Consider the following 20,921-nt stretch of genomic DNA (forward strand, 5'->3'; position numbering starts at 1 on the left):
CCCGACCGCCGGGATCAGGAACCGGTGAGGGATATGGCCAGGTCCGTGATGTTCAGCGGGAACTGGCCGAGGGATGTGGCCTGGCCGGTGAAGACGTTGACGCTGTACAGCGAGGGCGTGCCGGCGCCGGGCGGGGTGAGGGTGGCGAAGGCGGCGTTGTCGACCGTCCTGCCGCCGGACAGGGTGCTGTAGATGTCCATGCCGGCGTTGATCCCGGCGTCGAAGCCGAGGCTGCCGGTCGGGGCGAGCGTGCCGTTGTTCGCCGGGGACTGGAGGACGACCTGGTCGCTGGTCGTGTTGATGTCGACCAGCGTGGTCGCGGTGGCCGCGTTGAGGTCGTTGTTCGTGTAGGCGGCGGCCGAGACACCCTTGGTGGTGCCCTCGATCGGCGGGGTGGTGAGGTTCAGGTCCTGGATGGTGCTGTGGTCGTTGAGGTTGTGCCGCAGGTTCTGGCCGTTGTCGCTGATCACGCGCAGACGGTCGGCCGCCGGGTTGAAGTCGACGCCGAAGTTCGTGCCGTGCAGCGCGTACTGGAGCTGGGACACCTTGGTGACCACGGCGTCCGTGGTGGCCGGCGGGGTCTTGATCGAGTAGATGCCGCCCTTGTTGCCGACGCCGTACATCAGGCCGTCCTGCACCCGGAAGTCGATCCCGATCAGGCTCGTGTCGCCGCTGAGGCCGGTGACGGCCCTGACCCAGTCGAGGGTCTGCGGCCGGTCGGTCGTGAACGTGGCCATCAGGGTGCCGTCGCCGCTGATCCCGAACGCGCGCAGACCGGGCGCGGCGGCGGGGGCGGCCGAGCCGGTGCCCGGCGAGCCGATCATGAGTGCCGCCGATGCGACCCCGACCGCGACCGCCGCCGTGATTCTCTTTCTCGTGCCTGCTTTCATCGGTGTTTCCCTCCCGTTTGGCCGGCGCCGTGCGAGGCGCCTGGCTGAGAATTCCCCTGCGCCCGCCCGTACTGATTACCGGGGACGGCAACGCGGTTCTCATTAAGGCCGCTTCACACCTCCTCCACAAGCGGAAGTGGTGACGAGAACGCCCTGATCCGAGAATTTTGCGCACTGTGACAAAAGCCCTGTCGATATACTTGGCGCCGTTTTGTGCGAAGTGATGAACGCCGTCCGGAACTCGGCTGTCGGCCGTTCGTCCCGACTGACATGCTCGCGTCCATGGGGAGCCTCTTCGCCGAGCTGGCCCGGCAGGCGTCGACCAACGCCCGCCGTGAGGTCGAGACATACACACGTGAGATCCCGGAGTTCGGGTTCCTGGACAAGGACCCACGGGCCCGGGCCGAGACGCTGGAGCACGCGATGTGGCTCCGACGTCGTACCGTCGAACTGTCGCCGGACAACAGCGAGTTGAGCAAGGACGATCTCGACTACATCGCGTCGATGGGGGAGCTGCGGGCCGGAGCCGGGATGTCGCTCGACTCGCGGCAGCGGGTGCTGCGCGTGCACACCGCGCTCATGCTGCGGGAGATCAACGAGGCGACCGATGCCCAGCGCGGCGGCGGTGTCGACGAACTCATGCGCATGATGACCTGGTTCGCCCCGCAGGGTGAACGCGGTATCGGTGCCTACCGCCAGGGATTCGTGCGCGTGCTGCGCCGCCGAATTCCGTATACCGAGCAGGTCGCCCTGCTGGCCCGGTCATTGCTGAACGGAGATCCTATTGCGGCGGAACTCGCCGAGGCCCTCGACATGGAACTGCCGGATCACTGCGCGGTGACGGTGTTCCGGCTACCGGACCGGCCCACCGTCGATCGTTTCCTGGAAAACGAGATCGAGGCGCTGGTGAAGAGCCACGGGGCGCCGGTCATGTGGGGACCGGAGGGCGGCGACGGGAGCGGTGAGCTGATCGCCCTGTTCCCCCTGTCTCCCCTGTCCCTCCTGTCCTCCCTGCCCTCCGGCGCCGGGGCAGCGCAGAATCCACCGCCGCGGGCCGTCGCCGACCTTCTGCCCGACCTCGTCCCCGGCCATCTGCCGGATCTCGTCGGGGACTTCGCCCGCGCCCTCGGCCGCCCCTGCGCCGTCGGCACGGCCACCGCGCCACTGCCGGAGCTGGCCGACGCGCTGGACCGCGCCCGGCGGATCAGCCGGGCGGCTCCAGTGCGCCGCGCGTCCGCCCGGCTGCGGCCGCACACCCTGGCGGACGTGTTCGTCGAACTCGCCGTAGCGGACGTGCCGTTCGTCGACGACTGGCTCCGCACCGTGGCCCGCCGCCTGGAGCCCGGCCCCGACCTCCTGTCCACCCTCGACGCGTACTACCGCCACGACATGCACCGCGGTGCCACGGCGAGGGCCCTCAACGTCCACACCCGCACCCTGGACTACCGCCTGCGCCGGGTCCGCGAGCTCACCGGCATCGACCCCGGCTCGACCCGCGGCGTCCGCACACTCAGCGCGGTCGTGACCCGGCACTTGTCGGGAACGTGACGACGGGGGCCGGGGCTGTCCGCCGGACCGAGCCTAGGGCAGGGCTTAGGACGGGACAGGCGCGCCGGTGTCCGGCTCGTCCGCCCCCGGGTCCTGGGAGGGTTCGCTGAGCTGCTCACGTACATAGCCCCAGCCCACCGCGATCAGCGCGGCGACCGGTACGGCGAGCAGGCTGCCCACGATGCCGGCGAGACTGCCGCCCAACGTCACCGCCAGCAGGATCACGGCCGCGTGGAGGCCGAGCCCACGACTTTGGATCATGGGCTGGAACACGTTGCCCTCAAGCTGCTGCACCACCACGATGATGGCCAGCACGATCAGCGCGTCCGTCAGGCCGTTGGAGACCAGCGCGATGAGAACCGCGACGAAACCGGCGAACAGAGCACCGATGATCGGCACGAACGCGGAGACGAAGGTCAGTACGGCCAGCGGGAGCACCAGCGGTACCCCCAGAATCCACAGGCCCAGGCCGATCAGGACCGCGTCGAGCAGGCCGACAGCCGCCTGGGAGCGGACGAACGAGCCCAGCGTGTCCCAGCCGCGCGCGGCCACGGTCGGCACGTCGGTGGCGAGGCGGCCGGGCAGCTGACGGGCGAGCCACGGCAGGAACCGCGGGCCGTCCTTGAGGAAGAAGAACATCAGGAAGAGCGCCAGGACGGCGGTGACCAGTCCGTTCAGCACGGTGCTCACGCCCGTGACGACCGCCCCGGCCACATTCCCCAGACCGTCCTGCGCACGGGACACCGCGCTGTCGAAGGCCCTGTTGATCTCGGCGTCGTCGATGTTCAACGGCGGCCCGGCGGCCCACTCCCGGACCTCCTGAACGCCCCTGAACACCCCGTCGCTCAGCTCCCCGGACTGGGAGGCCACCGGTACCGCGATCAATGCCACGACACCCATGGCGACCAGAAGGAACAGCACCGTCACGGCCGACGCGGCGAGGGCGGGCTTCCACCCGTGCCGACGCAGAAACCGCGTCGGCGGCCAGGTCAGCGTGGTCAGCAGCAGCCCGACCACCAGCGGCCACACCACCGACCACATCCGGCCCACAACCCACAGGGTCACCGCGAGCATCAGCAATATGAGCAGCAGCTCCGCGGAGAAACGCGCCGACGTACGGAGCGCTGCGCGGGCCTTCGTAGAACTCAACGTGGCAGTCACGGATGCACCCTATGGGGCACTCGGGTCCCACAGGCATCGGGCACTCCAGTACCGGCGAGCGGTCCAGGGACCTGAGGTCAGGTCCCCCAGGTGATGAGCCTGAGAGTGGAGCTCGCCGTTCGGACCGCGGTGAGAACGTTCTGGCCCTGCGGTTTGACCAAGGCCGGGAGGGTGGCGGCGCCTGCGAGGTCGTCGCTGTCTCCCCACCTGGTGACCACTCCGTCACCGGCCACCTGCCAGAGGATGACCTTGAGGGTCCCTGCCTCGGTGATGACGGAGGTCGCCAGCCGTCCGTCGGGGGCCGCACCGACATCGTGGCCGTTGGTGTTCCCGGCCAGTTCCCCGCTGTCTCCGAGCCGCTGGATCATGCCGCTGGGCTGGACGCGCCATGTGATCAGCTTCAGGGTGTCGGACGCGGTCTTGACCGCGGTCACCGCGACCCCGGACGGGTCCATGAAGACCTTGACCAGCCTGCTGTTTCCGGCCTGGTTGCCGCTGTCTCCCAGGCGCTGCACGGACTGGTCGGTCACGCGCCAGAGGATGAGCTTGAGATTGTCCGATCCGTCCCGCACGGCCGTGAGGACCAGTCGCGTGTCGACGACGGCCATGTCCACGTCCCGGACCTCGCCGGCCTGGTTTCCGCTGTCCGCGAGCCGGGCGAAGGAACCGTCGGGCCTCAGGCTCCAGACGATGACCGACAGATTGCCGCTGCCGTTGCGGCAGGCGGTCGTCCAGAGCAGTGGACTCGCCGGGACGACCCGGATCAGAGTGGCCGCGCCTGCCTGGTTCCCGCTCTCCCCGCGCCGCTGTATCGAGGTGCCGTCATTGCTGACGGACCAGCTGATCAGCTTGAGATCGCCCGCACCGGTCCGGCAGGCCGTCACGAACCGGTCACCGGTGGTGGAGCGGGCGAGGGCGATCGAGGTGGCCGCACCGGCCTGCTCGGCACTGTCTCCCGTACGGCTCACGGAACCGTCCGCGTTGAGGCGCCATCCGATGAGCTTCAACGTGCCGGCCTGGGTGCGGACGGCGGTCAGGGCGTGGTTGTCGTTGTGGCGCGCGGCGCTGATCTCACCGACGAAGCCCGCCTGTTCGGCACTGTCGCCGCGGCGCTCCAGCGCGGGGTAGAGGCGCCTGATCCCGTCGATGTCGTCCTGTGTCAGGCTGCGGCGGACTCCTCCGTAGCTGCGGAACATGACAGCACCTGTTACGGCCGAGTGATCGAGGCCGAGCAAGTGGCCGATCTCGTGGAGCGTGACCGTCTCCGCGTCGAATGTCTGGGCGGTTCCGGTGAGACTCCATGTCTCCGCGTCGTCGTAGTGCAGCGAGCCGGCGTTCGCTCCGCCGCACGGCGGCGGATAGAAGGCGTGCGCCAGAGTGTTGCCGATGCCGTCGAAGGCGGAGCCGTCCCTGTGATCTCCGGTGTGCCAGCCGATCACAAAGTCCGAATTCGCCGTGCTGACCTGCCGGAAGCTCACGCCACGCAATACCGAGGCCCAGGTGGCGAATGCGCGCCGGACAGCCGCACGTTCATCGGTACCGGCGATGTCGTCGGTACCGTTGGTGAACCGGTAGGTGAAGGTCAGCTTGGGGTAATTGCAGCCGCGCAGAACGAAATCCGCGCTCTGCCCTCGGCGGGCGGCATTTACCGTGGGCAGATCCGGTACTCCGCATCGCGGCTGCTCAAGCGCGTCGACGGTACTCGGATCCAGTTCGCCTGTCGCGCTGATTCCTCCGATGCCCTGAAACATCCGAAGCGCGTCACTCGTGGCGTCGTCGAGCTTTCCGGGTGTCACCGTGGTGGTCAAGTACCCGTACTTCGTCAGGTACTTCTGTAACTTCCCGACTTCCTCATGCTCATCGCCGCGACGCAGTTCTTTCACTTCCAGTGCGAATCGCTGAGCCGTCATGACTCATTCCTTCCGTTGTGTGAAGACTCCTCTCATCCATGGCGGCGGCATAGAGCCGCGAAAGCGTAGAAAACCCGGCCCCGCCTCGCCCACACGGTCGTCGTCGCCGAGGGCGGCGTCGGCCGGGACCGCGTGCTACTTCTCCGTGCTCTGCGGAGCAGGTGCGACGCCCGTCGGGCACGACACCCCCCAGTTCGTCTCGAACGGGTCACCCAGCTCGACCCCCGTCCCTCCGATGCCGCAGTACCCGGCGGGGTTCTTGTCCAGGTACTGCTGGTGGTACCCCTCGGCCGGATAGAAGGGGCGGCCCTCGGACGGCAGGATCTCCGTGGTGATCGTGCCGTGGCCGGAGGCGGTGAGGACCTTTTGGTAGGCGGTGCGGGAGGCCTCGGCGGCGGCTGCCTGGGCCGGGGTGTGCGTGTGGACGGCGGAGCGGTACTGGGTGCCGACGTCGTTGCCCTGGCGGAAGCCCTGGGTGGGGTCGTGGGATTCCCAGAAGGTCTTGAGGAGACGCTCGTAGGAGATCAGGGCCGGGTCGAAGACCACGCGGACGACCTCGGTGTGGCCCGTCAGGCCCGAGCAGACCTCTTCGTAGGTGGGGTTCTCGGTGTGGCCGCCCTGGTAGCCGACGAGGGTGGTCCAGACACCGACCGGGAGCTGCCAGAACCTGCGCTCGGCGCCCCAGAAGCAGCCGAGGGCGAAGTCGGCGGTCCCGTAACCCTCGGGGTAGGGGCCGAGCAGAGGAGTGCCGAGGACGGTGTGGCGGCCGGGGAGGGAGAAGATCGGCTTCGAGCGGCCCGTCAGCGCCTGCTCGGCGGTGGGCAGGACGGGCGTACGGCCGAACAGCATGGGCGGGCTCCTCTTCGAACCGGGCGGGGCGGCACCCGGACCAACGCCCGGATACCGCCCCGCATTCCGTCACCGGGTCCGGTCAGGCAGCTGCCGACGCGTTCGCCAGGCTCAGGTCGCGCATCCGGCAGAACTCGACCTCCGCGAGGCGCGGGTGGGAGGGGTCGGCCGCGGCCACGGCGGCCACGTCCGCGAGCGCCGCGTCGACCAGGGCCCGCATCTCGGGCGCTTCGTCGGACGGCTCGGCGCTCAGTGCGGCAGGGTCGCCGGGCTGCCGCCGTTCGCCTCGTAGCCCGCGACCGCCATGGCCCGGTAGACCGCGAACTCCGCCGCCGGGTCGGAGGACAGGGTCCAGGGCAGGGCGCCGACATGGCCGTCGATGTGGACGAGCTGGCTCATCGCCTCCGCCCAGCGCTCGGAACGCACCAGGAAGAAGACCAGCAGATGCCGGACGTGCGCCAGCATCGGGTCGTCGGCGCGGGCGGAGTGCACGGCGTGCAGCGCGCCGTGGATCGCCTTCGTCACGACCTCGCTCTGGTAGAAGCCGCTGACCAGGTTCACCTCGGGCAGGTGCTCGAAGACCGCGAAGAGCGGCATGGCGGCCAGCAGGGATCCTCTCGGCGCCCGCGCGGCCGCGGCCTCCGCGAAGTCGTACGCCAGCGCCCGGGAGCCGTGCCACTTCTCACACCAGTAGTGCAGCGCGGCCAGATGCGCCCCCATGTGGTTCGGGGCGCGGTCCAGGATCTTCAGCCACAGCTGCTCGAACTCCGGCCGGGGATACGCCAGTCCGCGCGCCACCGACAGTTCGATGATGTACGGGATCGGGTCACCGGGGGCGAGCAGCGCCGCGTCGCCGCAGGCCGCCCTCGCCTCCTCCATGATGATCCGGAACTCGTCCGTGCCGGGCGCCGCCGTCCGCCACGCCTGCTGGACCAGGAACTCCGCGTGCACCGCCGCGCCGCCCGCGTCCTTGGGCGCCTCGGCCCGCCACACCCTGAGCCACTGCCCGCCCGGCGATTCACTGACGCCGCCGGGCCGCTGCCGCAGCTCCAGCGAGGCGGCACCGGCGAAGGCCTGCACGCGCTGCCAGCGCAGCTCGCCCTCGGTCTCGGTGCCGGCCAGCAGCTGCGAGGCCGCCTTGTGGTCCTGCGAGCGCTGCACCACGTCCAGGACGTCCAGCAGGTCCTGGTCGGGGCCGGGCATCCGGATGTCCAGCTCCTCCTGCTGCACGAAGCCGTAGTTCGCGGGGTCCGCGGCGTCCGGGTGGCCGGGGTGGACCTGCTCGATCATGCCGCGGCGGCGCCGCATGACGGGGAGCAGCACGAAGCCCAGCATGACCAGCGCGATCAGGACCCAGAGGATTTCCATGCCTCAAGGGTTCCAGACGCCGCCGACAATTGGCCAACAGGGTCGCCGGCCTGTGGATAACTTCGCGGACAAGGTCCGCGGCCCCCTCCGGCGACCGGGCCGCCCGGGTCCCAGCGACCGGGCTGCCCGGGTCCTGGGGGCCGGGTCGCCCGGTCCGACCTCGGCGTCCGCCATCGGCCCCGTCGGCGGGCTACGCTCGGGGCCCATGAGTGACAGGCACATCAGTCAGCACTTCGAGACCCTGGCGATCCATGCGGGAAACACCGCGGATCCCCTCACCGGCGCGGTCGTCCCGCCGATCTACCAGGTCTCGACCTACAAGCAGGACGGCGTGGGCGGCCTGCGCGGGGGCTACGAGTACAGCCGTAGCGCCAACCCCACCAGGACGGCCCTTGAGGAGAACCTCGCGGCCCTGGAGGGCGGCCGTCGCGGCCTCGCGTTCGCGTCCGGACTGGCGGCCGAGGACTGCCTGTTGCGTACGCTGCTCAGCCCCGGCGACCACGTGGTCATCCCGAACGACGCGTACGGCGGCACGTTCCGCCTGTTCGCCAAGGTGGTCTCCCGGTGGGGGGTGGAGTGGTCGGTGGCCGACACCTCCGACCCCGCCGCGGTACGGGCCGCCATCACCCCCAAGACCAAGGCCGTGTGGGTGGAGACCCCCTCCAACCCGCTGCTCGGGATCACCGACATCGCCACCGTCGCCCAGGTCGCGCACGACGCGGGCGCCCGGCTCGTCGTCGACAACACCTTCGCCACGCCGTACCTCCAGCAGCCGCTGGCCCTCGGCGCGGACGTCGTGGTGCACTCCCTGACCAAGTACATGGGCGGCCACTCGGACGTCGTCGGCGGCGCGCTGGTCGTCAGCGACCCCGACCTCGGCGAGGAGCTGGCGTACCACCAGAACGCCATGGGCGCGGTCGCCGGGCCCTTCGACTCCTGGCTGGTGCTGCGCGGCACCAAGACGCTGTCGGTGCGGATGGACCGGCACAGCGAGAACGCGACCAAGGTCGCCGACATGCTGACCCGGCACGCGCGCGTGAGCAGGGTGCTCTACCCGGGCCTGGAGGACCACCCCGGCCACGAGGTCGCCGCCAAGCAGATGCGCGCGTTCGGCGGCATGGTCTCCTTCCGCGTCGAGGGCGGCGAGGAGGCGGCCGTCGAGGTCTGCAACCGCGCCAAGGTGTTCACGCTGGGCGAGTCCCTGGGCGGCGTCGAGTCGCTGATCGAGCACCCCGGCCGCATGACGCACGCCTCCGCGGCCGGCTCGGCGCTGGAGGTGCCCGGCGATCTCGTACGGCTGTCCGTGGGCATCGAGAACGTCGAGGACCTGCTGGAGGACCTGCGGCAGGCACTGGGATAGTCCGTACGGTCTCGGCGGCCCGTGGGGTCGCCGAGACCGTACGTGCGCCGCGGTGAGCCCGGAGCCGGGTGGAGTCGGGTGGGCTCACCAGTCCAACGGTGGCGTCGTCTCCGAAGGCGGCTCCACCCAGGGCTGGGCCACCAGCGCCCACACGACGAACGCCACCGTCGCGGCGAACAGCAGCAGCCACATCAGACGGCGCGCGGCCCGCCTGCGGCGCAGCATCCGGCCGCCGCGGCGCACGGCGTCCGCGTACAGCTCCGGCGGCACGGACGCCGGCCCGCCCTCCAGGATCTGCCGTACGGCGGCCTCCCGCCGGGGCTGGTTCACGCGCCGCACCGCCTCATGAGGGGGCCACCTTCACGCCGACCGGCCTCGGGGCGGGTCCCCGCGGCGGGTGCAGGAGGGTCGTCATCGCGCGGTCGCAGATCGCCCGGACGCGTTCCTGGGAGAGGCCGAGCAGGGCCGCCGCCTGCTCCTCGGCGACCCCCTCGTACAGCCTGAGGACCAGGATCAGGCGTTCCTGAGGGCTGAGCCGGGCCAGGGCGCCGGTGGCGCGGGACCGGGTGCGGCCGAGCGCGCCGTACTGGTGCCACGCCCCGTGCGCGAAGCGGGTGGCCAGGTACTGGCGGGTGCGGTCGTAGGGGTCCTCACCGCGGAGCCGGTCCCAGCACGCGTACGTGTGCGCCAGGGCCAGCGTCAGCAGGCGCCGCGCGCGTGGGTTGTCGCGCGGGTCCTCCGCCGTCAGCAGCGTGGCGGCATGCAGCAGCCGCCCGGCCGCGCCCGCGGCGAACGCCTCGAACTCCCGGGCCCGGCGGGCGCCCCGTGACGCATACCGTCCTCGCACCGCGCCTCCCCCTGAGGGCGATCCTGCTGCTGCTCCTCATCTGAGGCCAGCCCCGGCCCGCCGGTCAAGAGTCGCGCAGGAGCGAGCCGGACCCGTGCGGGAAACGGCTGCCCCGCGCGCGTGGCGGGCGTCGGCGGGCGTCAAGGAGACCAAGGGGGCCGACGCCCGGTCGGAGTAATGAGCCAGGTGTGTCTGGCGGGCCCTCAGGAGGCCGACGGCGGTTCCGCGCCCGGTACGCCCTGGATCGCCATCCGGGCGGAGAGTGCACTGTTGAAGCGCGTGAGGAGCGTGCAGAACGCCTCGCGCTCCTCCGGCGCCCAGTCGTGTGTCAGCTCGGCCATCAACTGACGCCGGGAGGAGCGCACTTCCTCCAGCCGGGACAGCCCGCGCGGGGACAGCTGGAGCACCACCGCGCGTCCGTCCTCGGGGTGCGAGGTGCGCTTGACCAGGCCGGTGTCGACGAGCGGAGCCACCTGCCGGGTGACCGTCGACGAGTCGATCCCCATGCTCGCGGCGAGCGCCTTGACGCCCATCGGGCCTTCCTTGTCGAGCCGGTTGAGCAGCAGGTACGCGGCTCGGTCCATGGAGTTGCGCACCTGCCCCACCCCGCCGAGCCGGGTCTGTTCGGCACGGCGGGCGAAGACCGCCACCTCGTGCTGCAACGTGTCGAGAAGACCGGTGTCACCGACGGTCGTCATGTCCATCGACATTTCTGGTGTTGTGGGCATGGCCGGGGGCTCACTTCATGAAGGGGGTGCTGGGTTGGGGGACAGGGTACGCGGCCGGGCGGCGGGCCGTACCGGCGCTGCGCAAACCAGTCTCGGAGGTTGGTCACAGAGCGAGCGCGTGCGTGTGAACTGCGAGACTTGAGGCATGAACTACCGCGAGGCCCCCTCCGTACCGCCGGTCACCCTCGACGACGTACGCGGAGCCCAGAAGATGCTCTCGGGTGTGGCGCGGACGACCGCGATGGAGGGCAGCCGGTACCTGTCCGAGCAGGTGGGCGCGCCGGTGCACCTCAAGTGCGAGAACCTCCAGCGGACCGGGTCGTTCAAGCTGCGCGGCGCCTACGTCCGGATCGCCGGACTGCTGCCCGAGGAGCGGGCCGCCGGCGTCGTCGCCGCTAGCGCGGGCAACCACGCGCAGGGCGTGGCCCTGGCGTCCTCCCTGCTCGGCGTGCGGTCCACGGTGTTCATGCCGAAGGGCGCCCCGCTGCCGAAGATCAGCGCCACCCGGGACTACGGCGCCGAGGTGCGGCTGCACGGCCAGGTCGTCGACGAGACGCTGGCCGCCGCGCAGGAGTACGCGGACAGCACGGGCGCGGTGTTCATCCACCCCTTCGACCACCCCGACGTCATCGCCGGTCAGGGCACGGTCGGCCTGGAGATCCTGGAGCAGTGCCCGGAGGTGCGCACCATCGTCGTGGGCATCGGCGGCGGTGGTCTCGCGGCCGGTGTCGCGGTGGCGGTGAAGTCCCTCAGGCCGGATGTGCGGATCATCGGCGTGCAGGCGGCGGGCGCGGCCGCGTACCCGCCCTCGCTGGCGGCGGGGCACCCGGTGTCGATCGAGAACCCGGCGACGATGGCCGACGGTATGAAGGTGGGGCGGCCCGGCGACGTGCCGTTCGGGATCGTCGGCGAGCTGGTGGACGAGGTGCGCACGGTGACGGAGGACGAGCTGTCCGCCGCGCTGCTGCTGTGCCTGGAGCGGGCCAAGCTGGTCGTCGAGCCGGCCGGGGCGAGTCCGGTCGCGGCGCTGCTGAGTGACCCGGGCGCCTTCGAGGGCCCGGTGGTCGCGGTGCTGTCGGGCGGCAACGTCGACCCGGTGCTGATGCAGCGCGTCCTGCGGCACGGCATGACCGCGCAGGGCCGCTACCTGGCCGTACGCCTCAGGTTGACGGACCGGCCCGGTGCTCTCGCGACACTTCTCGGGACGTTGTCAGTGGTGGACGCTAACGTCCTCGACGTGAGCCACGTCCGGACCGACCCACGGCTCGGGCTCACGGAGGCGGAGGTCGAGCTGCACCTGGAGACGAAGGGCCCGGCGCACTGCGTCGAGGTCGGCCAAGCCCTGCGCGACGCGGGGTACACCGTCATCGGCTGAGACATCGGCCGAGGCCGGGATTCCGCTTCGTCACCCGTTCGGGTAATCCCGTTGAGAGACGCGATACATCGCGTTATGGTGTGTCTCGTGCCACTGCGAACGACCTCGCGATTCCGTCATCCACCAGGCGGAACGAGCGGAACAAGCGGAATGAATCGTACAAATCTAGGCTTTCCGAAGAATCCCCGAAGACGTGGAGACTTATATGCCAGGCGCCATCCATGCCGAAGGTCTGGTCAAGACCTTCGGTGACGTAAGGGCTCTGGACGGTGTCGACCTCGACGTGCCCGAGGGCACGGTGCTCGGCCTGCTCGGGCCGAACGGCGCGGGCAAGACGACCACCGTCCGCTGTCTGACGACCCTGCTGCGGCCCGACAGCGGCAAGGCCGTCGTCGCGGGCATCGACGTGCTCAAGGAACCGGACGCGGTGCGGCGCTCGATCGGCCTGTCCGGACAGTTCGCCGCGGTCGACGAGTACCTCACCGGCCGCGAGAACCTCCAGATGGTCGGACAGCTCTACCAGATGAAGGCCAAGGCCGCGAAGGCCCGGGCCGAGGAGCTGCTGGAGCAGTTCCGCCTCGCCGACGCCGCCGACCGCCCCGCGAAGACCTACTCCGGAGGCATGCGCCGCCGGCTCGACCTGGCCGCGGCACTCGTCGTGTCCCCGCCCGTGATGTTCATGGACGAGCCGACCACCGGCCTCGACCCGCGCAACCGCCAGCAGCTGTGGGAGGTCATCAAACAGCTGGTCTCCGGCGGTACGACGCTGCTGCTGACCACCCAGTACCTGGAGGAGGCCGACCACCTCGCCCACGACATCGCCGTGGTCGACCACGGCCGGGTCATCGCCCGCGGCACCTCCGACCAGCTCAAGGCCCGCACCGGCGGCGAGCGCGTCGAGGTCGTGGTGCACGAGCGCGAGCACATCGCGACCGCCCGGGAGGTGCTGGCCGGCTTCGGCAAGGGCGAGACCACCGTCGAGGAGCACACCCGCAAGCTCACCGTGCCCGTCACAGGAGGCGCGAAGCTCCTCGCCGAGGTCATCCGTGAACTGGACGTCCGCGGCATCGAGATAGACGACATCGGCCTGCGCCGACCCACCCTGGACGACGTCTTCCTCTCCCTGACCGGCCATGTCGCCGAGGCCGAGGCCAAGGACGAGGAGAACGGCAAGAAGGAGGCCACCCAGTGAGCGCGGTGAACGACTCCCTGGTCATCACCCGCCGGAATCTGATCCGCATGGGCCGGATTCCCGAGATGATCATTTTCGGGCTGGTCCAGCCCATCATGTTCGTCGTGCTGTTCACCTACGTGTTCGGCGGCTCGATCCAGGTCGGCTCGTCCACCTCCACCCAGGCCTACCGCGAGTTCCTGATGGCGGGCATCTTCGCCCAGACCGTCACCTTCGCCACGGCGGGCGCCGGGGCGGGCATCGCCGACGACATGCACAAGGGCCTCATAGACCGGTTCCGCTCCCTGCCCATGGCGCGGGGCGCGGTGCTGACCGGCCGGACCCTCGCCGACTCCGTACAGACGGCGCTCACCCTCGTCGTCCTGGCCGTGGTCGCCTTGATCGTGGGCTGGCGCACGCACGAGAACCTCGGCAAGGTGCTCGCCGGATTCGCCCTGCTCCTGCTCCTCGGGTACGCGTTCTCCTGGATCGGCGCGCTCATCGGCCTGTCCGTGCGCACCCCCGAAGCGGCCACCTCGGGCGGTCTGATCTGGCTGTTCCCGCTGACGTTCATCTCGAACGCCTTCGTGGACGCCAACCAGATGCCGGGCTTCCTGCGCCACATCGCCGAATGGAACCCCTTCAGCGCGACCGTCCAGGCGTGCCGTGAACTGTTCGGCAACCTCCCGCCGGGCTTCCAGACGCCCGACGCCTGGCCCATGCAGCACCCCGTGTGGGCCTCGCTGATCTGGTCGGTCGTGATCATCCTGGTCTTCCGCACGCTCGCGGTCCGCAAGTACCGCCGGGCAGGCGGCTGACCGCTCGGGCGGCCCCGGCCGGACACGACGATGCCCCGGCGTCCCAGGACGCCGGGGCAGTCGAAAGCCTGCCGGTGGGTCAGCCGCTGTACGGCTCGGCCTTGAGGATCTTCACGGAGGCCTTCTTGCCGTTCGGCAGCTCGTACTGCGCGTCCTCGCCGACCTTGTGGCCGATCACGCCGGAACCCAGCGGGGACTGCGGGGAGTACGTCTCGACATCGGAGCTGGCGTACTCCCGGGAGGCGAGCAGGAAGGTCATCGTGTCGTCCTCGTCGCCGTCGAAGGCGATCGTCACGACCATGCCGGGCGCCACCGCGCCGTCCGCCGACGCCGGCGCCTCGCCGACCTTGGCGTTCTCCAGGAGCTGGGTCAGCTGGCGCACGCGGAGCTCCTGCTTGCCCTGCTCCTCCTTGGCCGCGTGGTACCCGCCGTTCTCACGCAGGTCGCCCTCCTCGCGCGCGGCCGCGATCTTGGCGGCGATCTCCGTGCGCGCAGGACCAGACAGGTACTCCAGCTCGGCCCTGAGCTGGTTGTACGCCTCCTGGGTCAGCCAGGTGACGTTCTCGCTGGTCTGGGTCACAGGTGCTCCTCGTAGGTACTGGGAATACAAAGCATCGCCCTACCCAGAAGAATGTTCCTTCATGGAAGGGCGAAACCACGAGCCTAACAATTCAGCGGCCCGAGGGGGAGGACATAAGCCATCAGAAACCCGTCCGCGCAGGTCAGCGCCTACGTATTCGGAGTGACGTTCGTACGTCAGTCCGCGTGACAGCCCAGCAGCTCGGCCGTGGTCCCCGGTGCCGTGGTGCGGAGCGTGACGACCTTGTCGATGCGGGTGTCGTCCCCGTCGAAGCGGTAGTCGGCCCGGCCGACCTCGGCGCCGTCCTCCGCCTGCGAGCGCACGGTGCAGTAGCCGGTGGCGCCGGCGTCCTTGCGGACCTCCAGGTGCACCTGGACCGAGTCCTTGCCCGGCTCGAAGGTGATCACCTCGCCGCTGATCTTGTTCTGGCCGACGTAGTGCCACGCGAAATAGCCGACGAGGGCGATCAGCAGGGCCCCCAGCACGGCTCCGGCGATCTTGAGCTTGTGGTCGGCGCGCTCGTCCGAGGAGCGGCCGTAGCGGCCCTCGGGCAGTCGGGTGCTCGCCGTACTCATGATCGTCCTCTCGGCAAGGCCGTCGGCGGTCGGGGCGGGACCGAGGTCCCGGATCAAGCTCCGGAGCCGGATCCCGGAATTATTCGTCCTCCGATTCGGTCACTATAGAAGCCGCCGATCGCACCCGTTCACATGGGGGCGCCGACCTACGAGGATTGAGTCTTGACTGACCAGCTGCGACTGATGGCCGTGCACGCCCACCCCGACGACGAGTCGAGCAAGGGCGCGGCCACCATGGCGAAGTACGTGTCCGAGGGGGTGGACGTGCTGGTCGTGACCTGCACGGGAGGGGAGCGCGGCTCCATCCTCAACCCCAAGCTCCAGGGGGACGCGTATATCGAGGAGCACATCCATGAGGTGCGCAAGAAGGAGATGGACGAGGCGAGAGAGATCCTCGGCGTCAAGCAGGAGTGGCTCGGGTTCGTCGACTCGGGCCTGCCCGAGGGGGACCCGCTGCCGCCGCTGCCGGAGGGCTGTTTCGCCCTGGAGGACGTCGACAAGGCGGCCGGTGAGCTGGTGAAGAAGATCCGCTCGTTCCGTCCCCAGGTGATCACCACCTACGACGAGAACGGCGGCTACCCGCACCCCGACCACATCATGACCCACAAGATCTCGATGGTGGCGTTCGAGGGTGCCGCGGACACCGAGAAGTACCCGGAGCAGGAGTTCGGCCCCGCGTACCAGCCGCAGAAGATCTACTACAACCAGGGCTTCAACCGTGAGCGCACCGAGGCCCTGCACAACGCGCTGGTCGAGCGCGGCCTGGAGTCCCCCTACGGCGACTGGCTCAAGCGCTGGGAGGAGTCCGGGATGCAGCAGCGGACGCTCACCACGCACGTCCCGTGTGCCGAGTTCTACGAGATCCGCGACAAGGCCCTGATCGCCCACGCCACGCAGATCGACCCCGACGGCGGCTGGTTCCGGGTGCCGCTGGATCTCCAGAAGGAGGTCTGGCCGACCGAGGAGTACGAGCTCGCGAAGTCCCTCGTCGATACTTCCCTCCCCGAGGCGGACCTCTTTGCGGGCATCCGCGACAATGCCTGACATGAGCGCAAGCGCAAGCCTGGCAATGACGCACCTCGCGACCCTCGCCAAGGAGGTCGACGAGGACAAGGTCACCCCCGGCGTCCTCGGCTTCATCGTCTTCGCGGCGATGGCCCTGGCGGTGTGGGCCCTGATGAAGTCCATGAGCAGGCACATGAACCGGGTCGACTTCAAGGAGCCTCCGGACCCGAGGGCAGAGTCCGGAAGCACCTCGGAGAGCACCCCGGCGGAGCCCGGCGCCAAGCAGGGCTGAGCGTCGCACGCTGACACAGCATGATTCCGTGATGCCCTGTGGGTATCATCGAGTCATGCTGTATCAAACGCCTGCCCTTTCCTCGAAGGACCGCGAGGTGCTGGAGAGCGTCGACGCGATGCGTGACGAACTGCGGCATCAGGTCGTGCGGACGCCGATGAAGTGGACAGCGGGACTGCGGAAGACGCTGACCGCTGAGGCCATTGCCGGCTCGAACAGCATCGAGGGATACAAGGTCGACTCGGTCGATGTCGAAGACCTGATCGACGGTGAGCAGGAAGTCGTCGCCACAGAGGAGAACAGGGCGGAGACACAGGCGTATCAGCACGCCATGACGTACATCCAGTCGCTGCACGATGTTGTCGACTTCACATACTCCAAGTCGTTGCTCAATGCCTTGCACTGGATGCTCCAGGGACATCACCACCCAAGGAAGCTCGCGGGGCAGTGGCGTAAGAGCGGCGTGTGGATCAATGAGCCCGGGCGGCCCCATGAGGCCGCATACGTCGCTCCGGATGCCGACCGTCTTCCCGCGATGATGGAGGGGCTGGTCACCTGGCTCAACGAGGGCGACCTGGACGCCCATGTGCTGGTACGCGCAGCCATGGCACACCTCAACCTGGTCAAGATCCACCCCTGGTCCGACGGCAACGGCCGGATGTCTCGCTCGCTACAGACGCTCCTCATCGCCCGTGGAGGCGTGCTGGCCCCCGAGTTCTCGTCGATCGAGTCCTGGCTGGGGGCGTCGGTCCACACCTGGGAGTACTACAAGGTCCTCGGCCAGGTGGGCGGCAAGGAATGGTCCCCCGACCGCGACACCGCCCCCTGGATCCGCTTCAACCTCCTCGCCTACCACCAGCAGTCCCAGTCGGTGCGGCACCGCATCGACCGTTCCAACCGCTGCTGGACCGACCTCACCGACTACGCGGAACGGCACGGAATCGAGGAGCGCCAGATCACCGCCCTGCACGACGCGGCACTCGCCGGCCGCGTCCGCCGCGCCCGCTATCAGCGCGCGGAGAACCTGAGCAACCAGCAGGCCGTACGGGACATCCGGGCACTGTCCGAGGCCGGCCTCCTCGAAGCCGTCGGCAACACGAAGGCCAGGTACTACGTGCCGGGCCGGAACTTTCCCGCCGACGTGCTGGAGATGGTCCGGCAGCCGGTGCGGATCGCCGACCCGTACGAGGACTGACGGAGCAGCAGCCCTCGAAACCCCCGTCCTCACCCCCGCACAGCCGAAACCGCCACCCCCATCACCTCCCGGGAATGCCGCCCCGGCACCATCCTCAGTCGCCAGGCCTGCCAGCCTGATTCCAGGTTGATGCCGCGTTCCAGGAGGAGTTGGTACGCCGAGAGGTAGTCGTCGAGTTTGTCGTCGCGCAGGGGGTGGGTGGCGCGGGAGAGTTGGGCGAGTTCCTCCTGGGCGACGGCGGTGCCGACCTCGACGCCGCCCGGGGCGCCGTAGGGCAGCAGGGTGCACCTGAGGAAGCGGGCCCAGTCCTCGCCGCGGCGGTCGCCGTAGGAGGTGAACAGGCCGATCGCCTCGTCGCACAGGGTCAGGGCCTGGGGGATGCGGGCGTTGCCGGCGTCGACGACGGCGAGTTCGAGGCAGGTCCAGGCCTCGCCGTGGGCGACGCCGATGCGCTGGAAGTCGGCGCGGGCGTCGACCAGGAGCTGGCGGGCGAAGCCGGAGTTGCGCAGGGAGCCGGTCTGGGCGGCGCGCTGGTCGCGGGTGACGCGGGCGGAGTGGTGGCGGGCGCAGGCCAGGCCGTAGACGTCGCGGATACGGGAGAGCATCGTGCGGGAGCGTTCGAGTTCGCGGACGGCCAGGTCCAGGTCACCGGTCTCCTCCAGGGCCTGGCCCAGGTAGTAGACGGTCCAGGCCTCGCCGCGCGCGTCCTCGTTGTCGCGGTGCCGGGAGGCGGCCTGGCGCAGGCCGTCCACCGCCGCCGAGGCGTCGCCGTCGATGAGCCGGGCCCGGGCCAGCTGCGTCATCGCCCAGGCCTCGCCCCGGGAGTCGCGGGTACGGCCGTAGAGATCGAGGGCCGCGCGCAGTTCCGACTCGGCGCGCGGTACGTCGCCCATGCGCAGGCCCAGCTGGCCGAGCTGGAAGTGGGCCCAGGCCTCGCCGTGGACGGACTCGCCGGCCCGGTGCAGGACCAGGGACTGGTTGAGCAGGTCCATGGCCTCGGACAGCCGGGCCCGGTCCCGCTGTACCGCCGCGAGCGCGTGCATCGTCCAGGCGCGGTCGGTGGCCAGCTCGGGCGGAGCCTGGAGGTCCAGGGCCTCCCGGAGCTTGGCCGCCGCCTCGGTGAGCTGGCCCTGGTGGTGCAGGGTGATGCCGAGCGAGCACAGGGCCCGGGCCGCGCCCGCGTCGTGATGGGCCTCCATGTAGAGGTCGACCACGGAGGTGAGGGTGGCGCGTGCCCGGTCCAGTTCGCCCAGCTGACGGGCCGCGATACCCGTGCGCCACTGCACCGAGCGGACCAGCAGTCCCTGGTCGACGGCCTGCGCGAGCTCGCTGATCTCGCCCAGGCGGTAGAGGTCGCCGCGCAGCAGGCAGTAGTCGCACAGGGCGCCCAGCAGATTCAGTACGGCCGCCTGGTTCACGCCCTCCGCGTGCCTCAGCGTCGCCGTGATGAAGCTCGACTCGTCGTCCAGCCAGCGCAGCGCCTCGTCCAGGGAGTGGAAGCCGTGCGGGCTGAAGCGGTCCGAGCGGGTCGACATGTTGCCGTCGACCAGGCGGAGCACGTTGTCGGCGAGGTCGGCGTAGTTCACGATCAGCCGCTCCTGCGCCGCCGCCCGCTCCGACGGCTCCTCCTCGTCGAGGAGACGGGCGTGGGCGAAGGCCCGGACGACGTCGTGCAGGCGGTAGCGGTTGCCGCGGACATGGTCGATCAGCCCCGCCTCGGCCAGCGCCGTGAGGTGGCGGGTCGCCTCCGCCTCGCCGGTGGCCAGCAGGGCGGCCGCCGCGGCGGCACCGAGCGAGGCCCGGCCCGCCAGGGCCAGCCGGCGCAGCAGCCGGCGGCCGGCGTCCGTCTGGTCGGTGTAGCGCAGCCACAGGACCCGCTCGGCAGGGCCCACGGGGCCGTATGCGCCGAGGTCCGAGGCCAGTTGGCGGGGGGAGCGCGGGCCGAGGGCGGAGCCCGCGATGCGCAGCGCCAGCGGCAGGCCGCCGCACAACTCCCTGATCCGGTCGGCCGATTCGGCGTCGTAGGGCGAGGTGCGGTCCTGGGCCGCCGCGCCCAGCAGCTCCTCGGCGCCGGCCTCGTCCAGGGTCCGCACCGGCAGTTCGTGCACCCACGCGGCGAGTTCGGCGGACAGCGCGAGGGGCTGCCGGGCGGTGACCAGGACCAGGCTGTCGGAGCGTTCGGGGACGAGGGCGCGGACCTGCTCGGCGTCCGAGGCGTCGTCCAGCACGATCGTGACCGGCAGACCCGTCAGATGCTGGTGGTACAGCTCGCCCAGCCGCTTGACCTGCTGGTCGGCGGAGGAACGCTCCCGGAACAGCAGTTGCTCGCGCGGCGCGCCGAGCCGGTTCAGCAGATGCAGCAGCGCGTCCCGGGTGGACAGCGGCTGCTCCTCCGGGCTGTCCCCGCGCAGGTCGACCACGCACGCGCCGCGGAAGTAGTCCTTCAGGTCATGGGCGGCCCGCACGGCGAGTGTCGTACGGCCGCTGCCGGACGGCCCGTGCAGCACGACCACCGTCGGCCGGGTCTCCGTGCTGGCGCGGGCCGCCTGCACCCACTGCCGGATCCGCGCCATCTCCTCCCGCCGCCCCGCGAACGGGCCTACGGACTCCGGGAGTTGGCCGAAGGACTGCTCCAGCACGCTCCGTCCGCGGGCCGCCGCGCTCTTGTCGGCGCCCTTCAGCCGCGGCCCGGCCTTCTTGGGCCCGGTGGAGGCGTTGCGCACCCGCTGCTGGTCGAGATACGGGCGGATGCCGCGCACCTCCAGCGCCGTCAGCCACTGAAGCCGCAGTTGCTCGGGCCCGCCCGGCTGGCCCATCGCGCCCGCCCGGTGATGCGCGGCGGGCAGATGCGAACCGGCGACCTTCACCACGGTCGCCGCCGCGCCCACCACCGCCACGGTCGCCCCGGCGCCCAGCGCGGTGCCCGCACCGGTGCCGAGGGCGAGGTCGGCGACGGTCGCCGCGACCGCCGCGACACCCGCCACCAGCAGGGGAGTACCGCCGCCCTCCTTCGCGTAGCGCTGCCCGAAGGTGAGCTGACCCGCGGCCGCCTCGTCCAGCGCGCGCGTGTACGCCTCGTACTCCTCCGCCGCCGTCTGCGCCATGCCGTCCAGCGCGCCCCGCGCCCGCGACAGCAGTACACCGCCGTCGGTACGCCCTCCCGTGCGCCGTACCTCTTCCTCCACGGCCCGGGCCAACAGCCGCTCGGCCTCCGCGCGATGGCTGTCCCGCATGTCACGTCCCCCTCCG

Annotated in this window: 20 protein-coding genes; 8 read left to right on the forward strand and 12 right to left on the reverse strand. The window is 70.4% G+C overall.

Annotation, left to right across the window (positions count from 1 at the left end):
• Positions 1–14: 14 nt before the first annotated feature.
• Positions 15–890, reverse strand: a complete 876-nt coding sequence (locus SLINC_RS28410; RefSeq protein WP_067438540.1) for a DUF4394 domain-containing protein — start codon at positions 888–890, stop codon at positions 15–17.
• Between the two features lie 282 nt (positions 891–1,172).
• On the opposite strand from SLINC_RS28410, the gene SLINC_RS28415 reads away from it, so the two are divergent.
• The gene (locus tag SLINC_RS28415; protein ID WP_107406871.1) at positions 1,173–2,438 is read left to right on the forward strand and encodes a PucR family transcriptional regulator; all 1,266 of its coding nucleotides are present in this window, start codon (positions 1,173–1,175) and stop codon (positions 2,436–2,438) included.
• A gap of 45 nt (positions 2,439–2,483) precedes the next feature.
• Here the strand turns inward: SLINC_RS28415 and SLINC_RS28420 are convergent, their stop codons facing one another.
• From SLINC_RS28420 to SLINC_RS28435, 5 genes are all read right to left on the reverse strand, one after another.
• Positions 2,484–3,599: an AI-2E family transporter gene (locus SLINC_RS28420; RefSeq protein ID WP_067438546.1), complete on the reverse strand. Its 1,116-nt coding sequence runs from the start codon at positions 3,597–3,599 to the stop codon at positions 2,484–2,486.
• A 77-nt stretch (positions 3,600–3,676) separates the two neighbouring features.
• Positions 3,677–5,509, reverse strand: coding sequence for a matrixin family metalloprotease (locus tag SLINC_RS28425; RefSeq protein WP_067438548.1), 1,833 nt, complete (start codon positions 5,507–5,509; stop codon positions 3,677–3,679).
• 135 nt (positions 5,510–5,644) lie between these two features.
• Positions 5,645–6,358 carry a peptide-methionine (S)-S-oxide reductase MsrA gene (msrA, locus tag SLINC_RS28430; protein ID WP_067438551.1) on the reverse strand — a complete coding sequence of 238 codons (714 nt, stop codon included), beginning with the start codon at positions 6,356–6,358 and terminating at the stop codon, positions 5,645–5,647.
• Between the two features lie 82 nt (positions 6,359–6,440).
• Positions 6,441–6,578: a hypothetical protein gene (locus tag SLINC_RS48360; RefSeq protein WP_162494825.1), complete on the reverse strand. Its 138-nt coding sequence runs from the start codon at positions 6,576–6,578 to the stop codon at positions 6,441–6,443.
• Between the two features lie 29 nt (positions 6,579–6,607).
• Entirely contained in the window at positions 6,608–7,726 is a 1,119-nt protein-coding gene (locus tag SLINC_RS28435; RefSeq protein WP_067438554.1) for a hypothetical protein, read from the reverse strand.
• Between the two features lie 205 nt (positions 7,727–7,931).
• Here SLINC_RS28435 and SLINC_RS28440 point away from each other — a divergent pair, with 205 nt between their 5' ends.
• Positions 7,932–9,086, forward strand: a complete 1,155-nt coding sequence (locus SLINC_RS28440; RefSeq protein ID WP_067438557.1) for a cystathionine gamma-synthase — start codon at positions 7,932–7,934, stop codon at positions 9,084–9,086.
• Between the two features lie 84 nt (positions 9,087–9,170).
• Here the strand turns inward: SLINC_RS28440 and SLINC_RS28445 are convergent, their stop codons facing one another.
• From SLINC_RS28445 to SLINC_RS28455, 3 genes are all read right to left on the reverse strand, one after another.
• On the reverse strand, positions 9,171–9,416 hold the full coding sequence (locus SLINC_RS28445) for a hypothetical protein (protein ID WP_067445802.1): 246 nt from the start codon (positions 9,414–9,416) through the stop codon (positions 9,171–9,173).
• A 13-nt stretch (positions 9,417–9,429) separates the two neighbouring features.
• Positions 9,430–9,933 (reverse strand): sigma factor-like helix-turn-helix DNA-binding protein, encoded by a 504-nt coding sequence (locus SLINC_RS28450; protein ID WP_067438559.1) that lies wholly within the window; start codon positions 9,931–9,933, stop codon positions 9,430–9,432.
• 203 nt (positions 9,934–10,136) lie between these two features.
• Positions 10,137–10,643, reverse strand: a complete 507-nt coding sequence (locus tag SLINC_RS28455) for a MarR family winged helix-turn-helix transcriptional regulator (protein ID WP_182449310.1) — start codon at positions 10,641–10,643, stop codon at positions 10,137–10,139.
• Between the two features lie 163 nt (positions 10,644–10,806).
• On the opposite strand from SLINC_RS28455, the gene ilvA reads away from it, so the two are divergent.
• The 3 genes from ilvA (at position 10,807) to SLINC_RS28470 (ending at position 14,025) form a co-directional block, all read left to right on the forward strand.
• Complete coding sequence (gene ilvA, locus SLINC_RS28460; protein ID WP_067438562.1) at positions 10,807–12,036, forward strand: threonine ammonia-lyase; 1,230 nt, start codon at positions 10,807–10,809, stop codon at positions 12,034–12,036.
• Positions 12,037–12,241: 205 nt separating this feature from the next.
• The gene (locus SLINC_RS28465; RefSeq protein WP_067438565.1) at positions 12,242–13,228 is read left to right on the forward strand and encodes an ATP-binding cassette domain-containing protein; all 987 of its coding nucleotides are present in this window, start codon (positions 12,242–12,244) and stop codon (positions 13,226–13,228) included.
• On the forward strand, positions 13,225–14,025 hold the full coding sequence (locus tag SLINC_RS28470; protein WP_067438568.1) for an ABC transporter permease: 801 nt from the start codon (positions 13,225–13,227) through the stop codon (positions 14,023–14,025). The genes SLINC_RS28465 and SLINC_RS28470 overlap by 4 nt, the downstream gene beginning before the upstream one ends.
• Positions 14,026–14,104: 79 nt before the next feature.
• Here SLINC_RS28470 and greA read toward each other — a convergent pair whose 3' ends face one another.
• Both greA and SLINC_RS28480 read right to left on the reverse strand, forming a co-directional pair.
• Complete coding sequence (gene greA, locus SLINC_RS28475; protein ID WP_067438570.1) at positions 14,105–14,605, reverse strand: transcription elongation factor GreA; 501 nt, start codon at positions 14,603–14,605, stop codon at positions 14,105–14,107.
• Between the two features lie 176 nt (positions 14,606–14,781).
• A complete protein-coding gene (locus SLINC_RS28480; protein ID WP_067445806.1) occupies positions 14,782–15,180 on the reverse strand; it encodes a DUF4307 domain-containing protein in 399 nt (132 codons plus the stop codon).
• Positions 15,181–15,363: 183 nt separating this feature from the next.
• On the opposite strand from SLINC_RS28480, the gene mca reads away from it, so the two are divergent.
• From mca to SLINC_RS28495, 3 genes are read left to right on the forward strand one after another with little or no spacing between them, the layout of a single operon-like run.
• On the forward strand, positions 15,364–16,224 hold the full coding sequence (gene mca, locus SLINC_RS28485) for a mycothiol conjugate amidase Mca (protein WP_067438574.1): 861 nt from the start codon (positions 15,364–15,366) through the stop codon (positions 16,222–16,224).
• A complete protein-coding gene (locus tag SLINC_RS28490; RefSeq protein WP_079164762.1) occupies positions 16,217–16,477 on the forward strand; it encodes a hypothetical protein in 261 nt (86 codons plus the stop codon). The genes mca and SLINC_RS28490 overlap by 8 nt, the downstream gene beginning before the upstream one ends.
• A gap of 55 nt (positions 16,478–16,532) precedes the next feature.
• A complete protein-coding gene (locus SLINC_RS28495) occupies positions 16,533–17,672 on the forward strand; it encodes a Fic family protein (RefSeq protein ID WP_067438581.1) in 1,140 nt (379 codons plus the stop codon).
• A gap of 29 nt (positions 17,673–17,701) precedes the next feature.
• Here SLINC_RS28495 and SLINC_RS28500 read toward each other — a convergent pair whose 3' ends face one another.
• Positions 17,702–20,905, reverse strand: coding sequence for a tetratricopeptide repeat protein (locus SLINC_RS28500; protein ID WP_067438584.1), 3,204 nt, complete (start codon positions 20,903–20,905; stop codon positions 17,702–17,704).
• Positions 20,906–20,921 lie beyond the last annotated feature (16 nt).

Origin of the sequence: Streptomyces lincolnensis (genome assembly GCF_001685355.1) — a bacterium.
Lineage (GTDB): Bacteria > Actinomycetota > Actinomycetes > Streptomycetales > Streptomycetaceae > Streptomyces > Streptomyces lincolnensis.

Coding starts and splice junctions, on each gene's coding strand:
- SLINC_RS28410 (WP_067438540.1), bottom strand. CDS start 890: ATGAAAGCAGGCACGAGAAAGAGAATCACGGCGGCGGTCGCGGTCGGG.
- SLINC_RS28415 (WP_107406871.1), top strand. CDS start 1,173: ATGGGGAGCCTCTTCGCCGAGCTGGCCCGGCAGGCGTCGACCAACGCC.
- SLINC_RS28425 (WP_067438548.1), bottom strand. CDS start 5,509: ATGACGGCTCAGCGATTCGCACTGGAAGTGAAAGAACTGCGTCGCGGC.
- msrA (WP_067438551.1), bottom strand. CDS start 6,358: ATGCTGTTCGGCCGTACGCCCGTCCTGCCCACCGCCGAGCAGGCGCTG.
- SLINC_RS48360 (WP_162494825.1), bottom strand. CDS start 6,578: ATGCGGGCCCTGGTCGACGCGGCGCTCGCGGACGTGGCCGCCGTGGCC.
- SLINC_RS28435 (WP_067438554.1), bottom strand. CDS start 7,726: ATGGAAATCCTCTGGGTCCTGATCGCGCTGGTCATGCTGGGCTTCGTG.
- SLINC_RS28440 (WP_067438557.1), top strand. CDS start 7,932: ATGAGTGACAGGCACATCAGTCAGCACTTCGAGACCCTGGCGATCCAT.
- SLINC_RS28455 (WP_182449310.1), bottom strand. CDS start 10,643: ATGTCGATGGACATGACGACCGTCGGTGACACCGGTCTTCTCGACACG.
- ilvA (WP_067438562.1), top strand. CDS start 10,807: ATGAACTACCGCGAGGCCCCCTCCGTACCGCCGGTCACCCTCGACGAC.
- SLINC_RS28465 (WP_067438565.1), top strand. CDS start 12,242: ATGCCAGGCGCCATCCATGCCGAAGGTCTGGTCAAGACCTTCGGTGAC.
- SLINC_RS28480 (WP_067445806.1), bottom strand. CDS start 15,180: ATGAGTACGGCGAGCACCCGACTGCCCGAGGGCCGCTACGGCCGCTCC.
- mca (WP_067438574.1), top strand. CDS start 15,364: ATGGCCGTGCACGCCCACCCCGACGACGAGTCGAGCAAGGGCGCGGCC.
- SLINC_RS28490 (WP_079164762.1), top strand. CDS start 16,217: ATGCCTGACATGAGCGCAAGCGCAAGCCTGGCAATGACGCACCTCGCG.
- SLINC_RS28495 (WP_067438581.1), top strand. CDS start 16,533: ATGCTGTATCAAACGCCTGCCCTTTCCTCGAAGGACCGCGAGGTGCTG.
- SLINC_RS28500 (WP_067438584.1), bottom strand. CDS start 20,905: ATGCGGGACAGCCATCGCGCGGAGGCCGAGCGGCTGTTGGCCCGGGCC.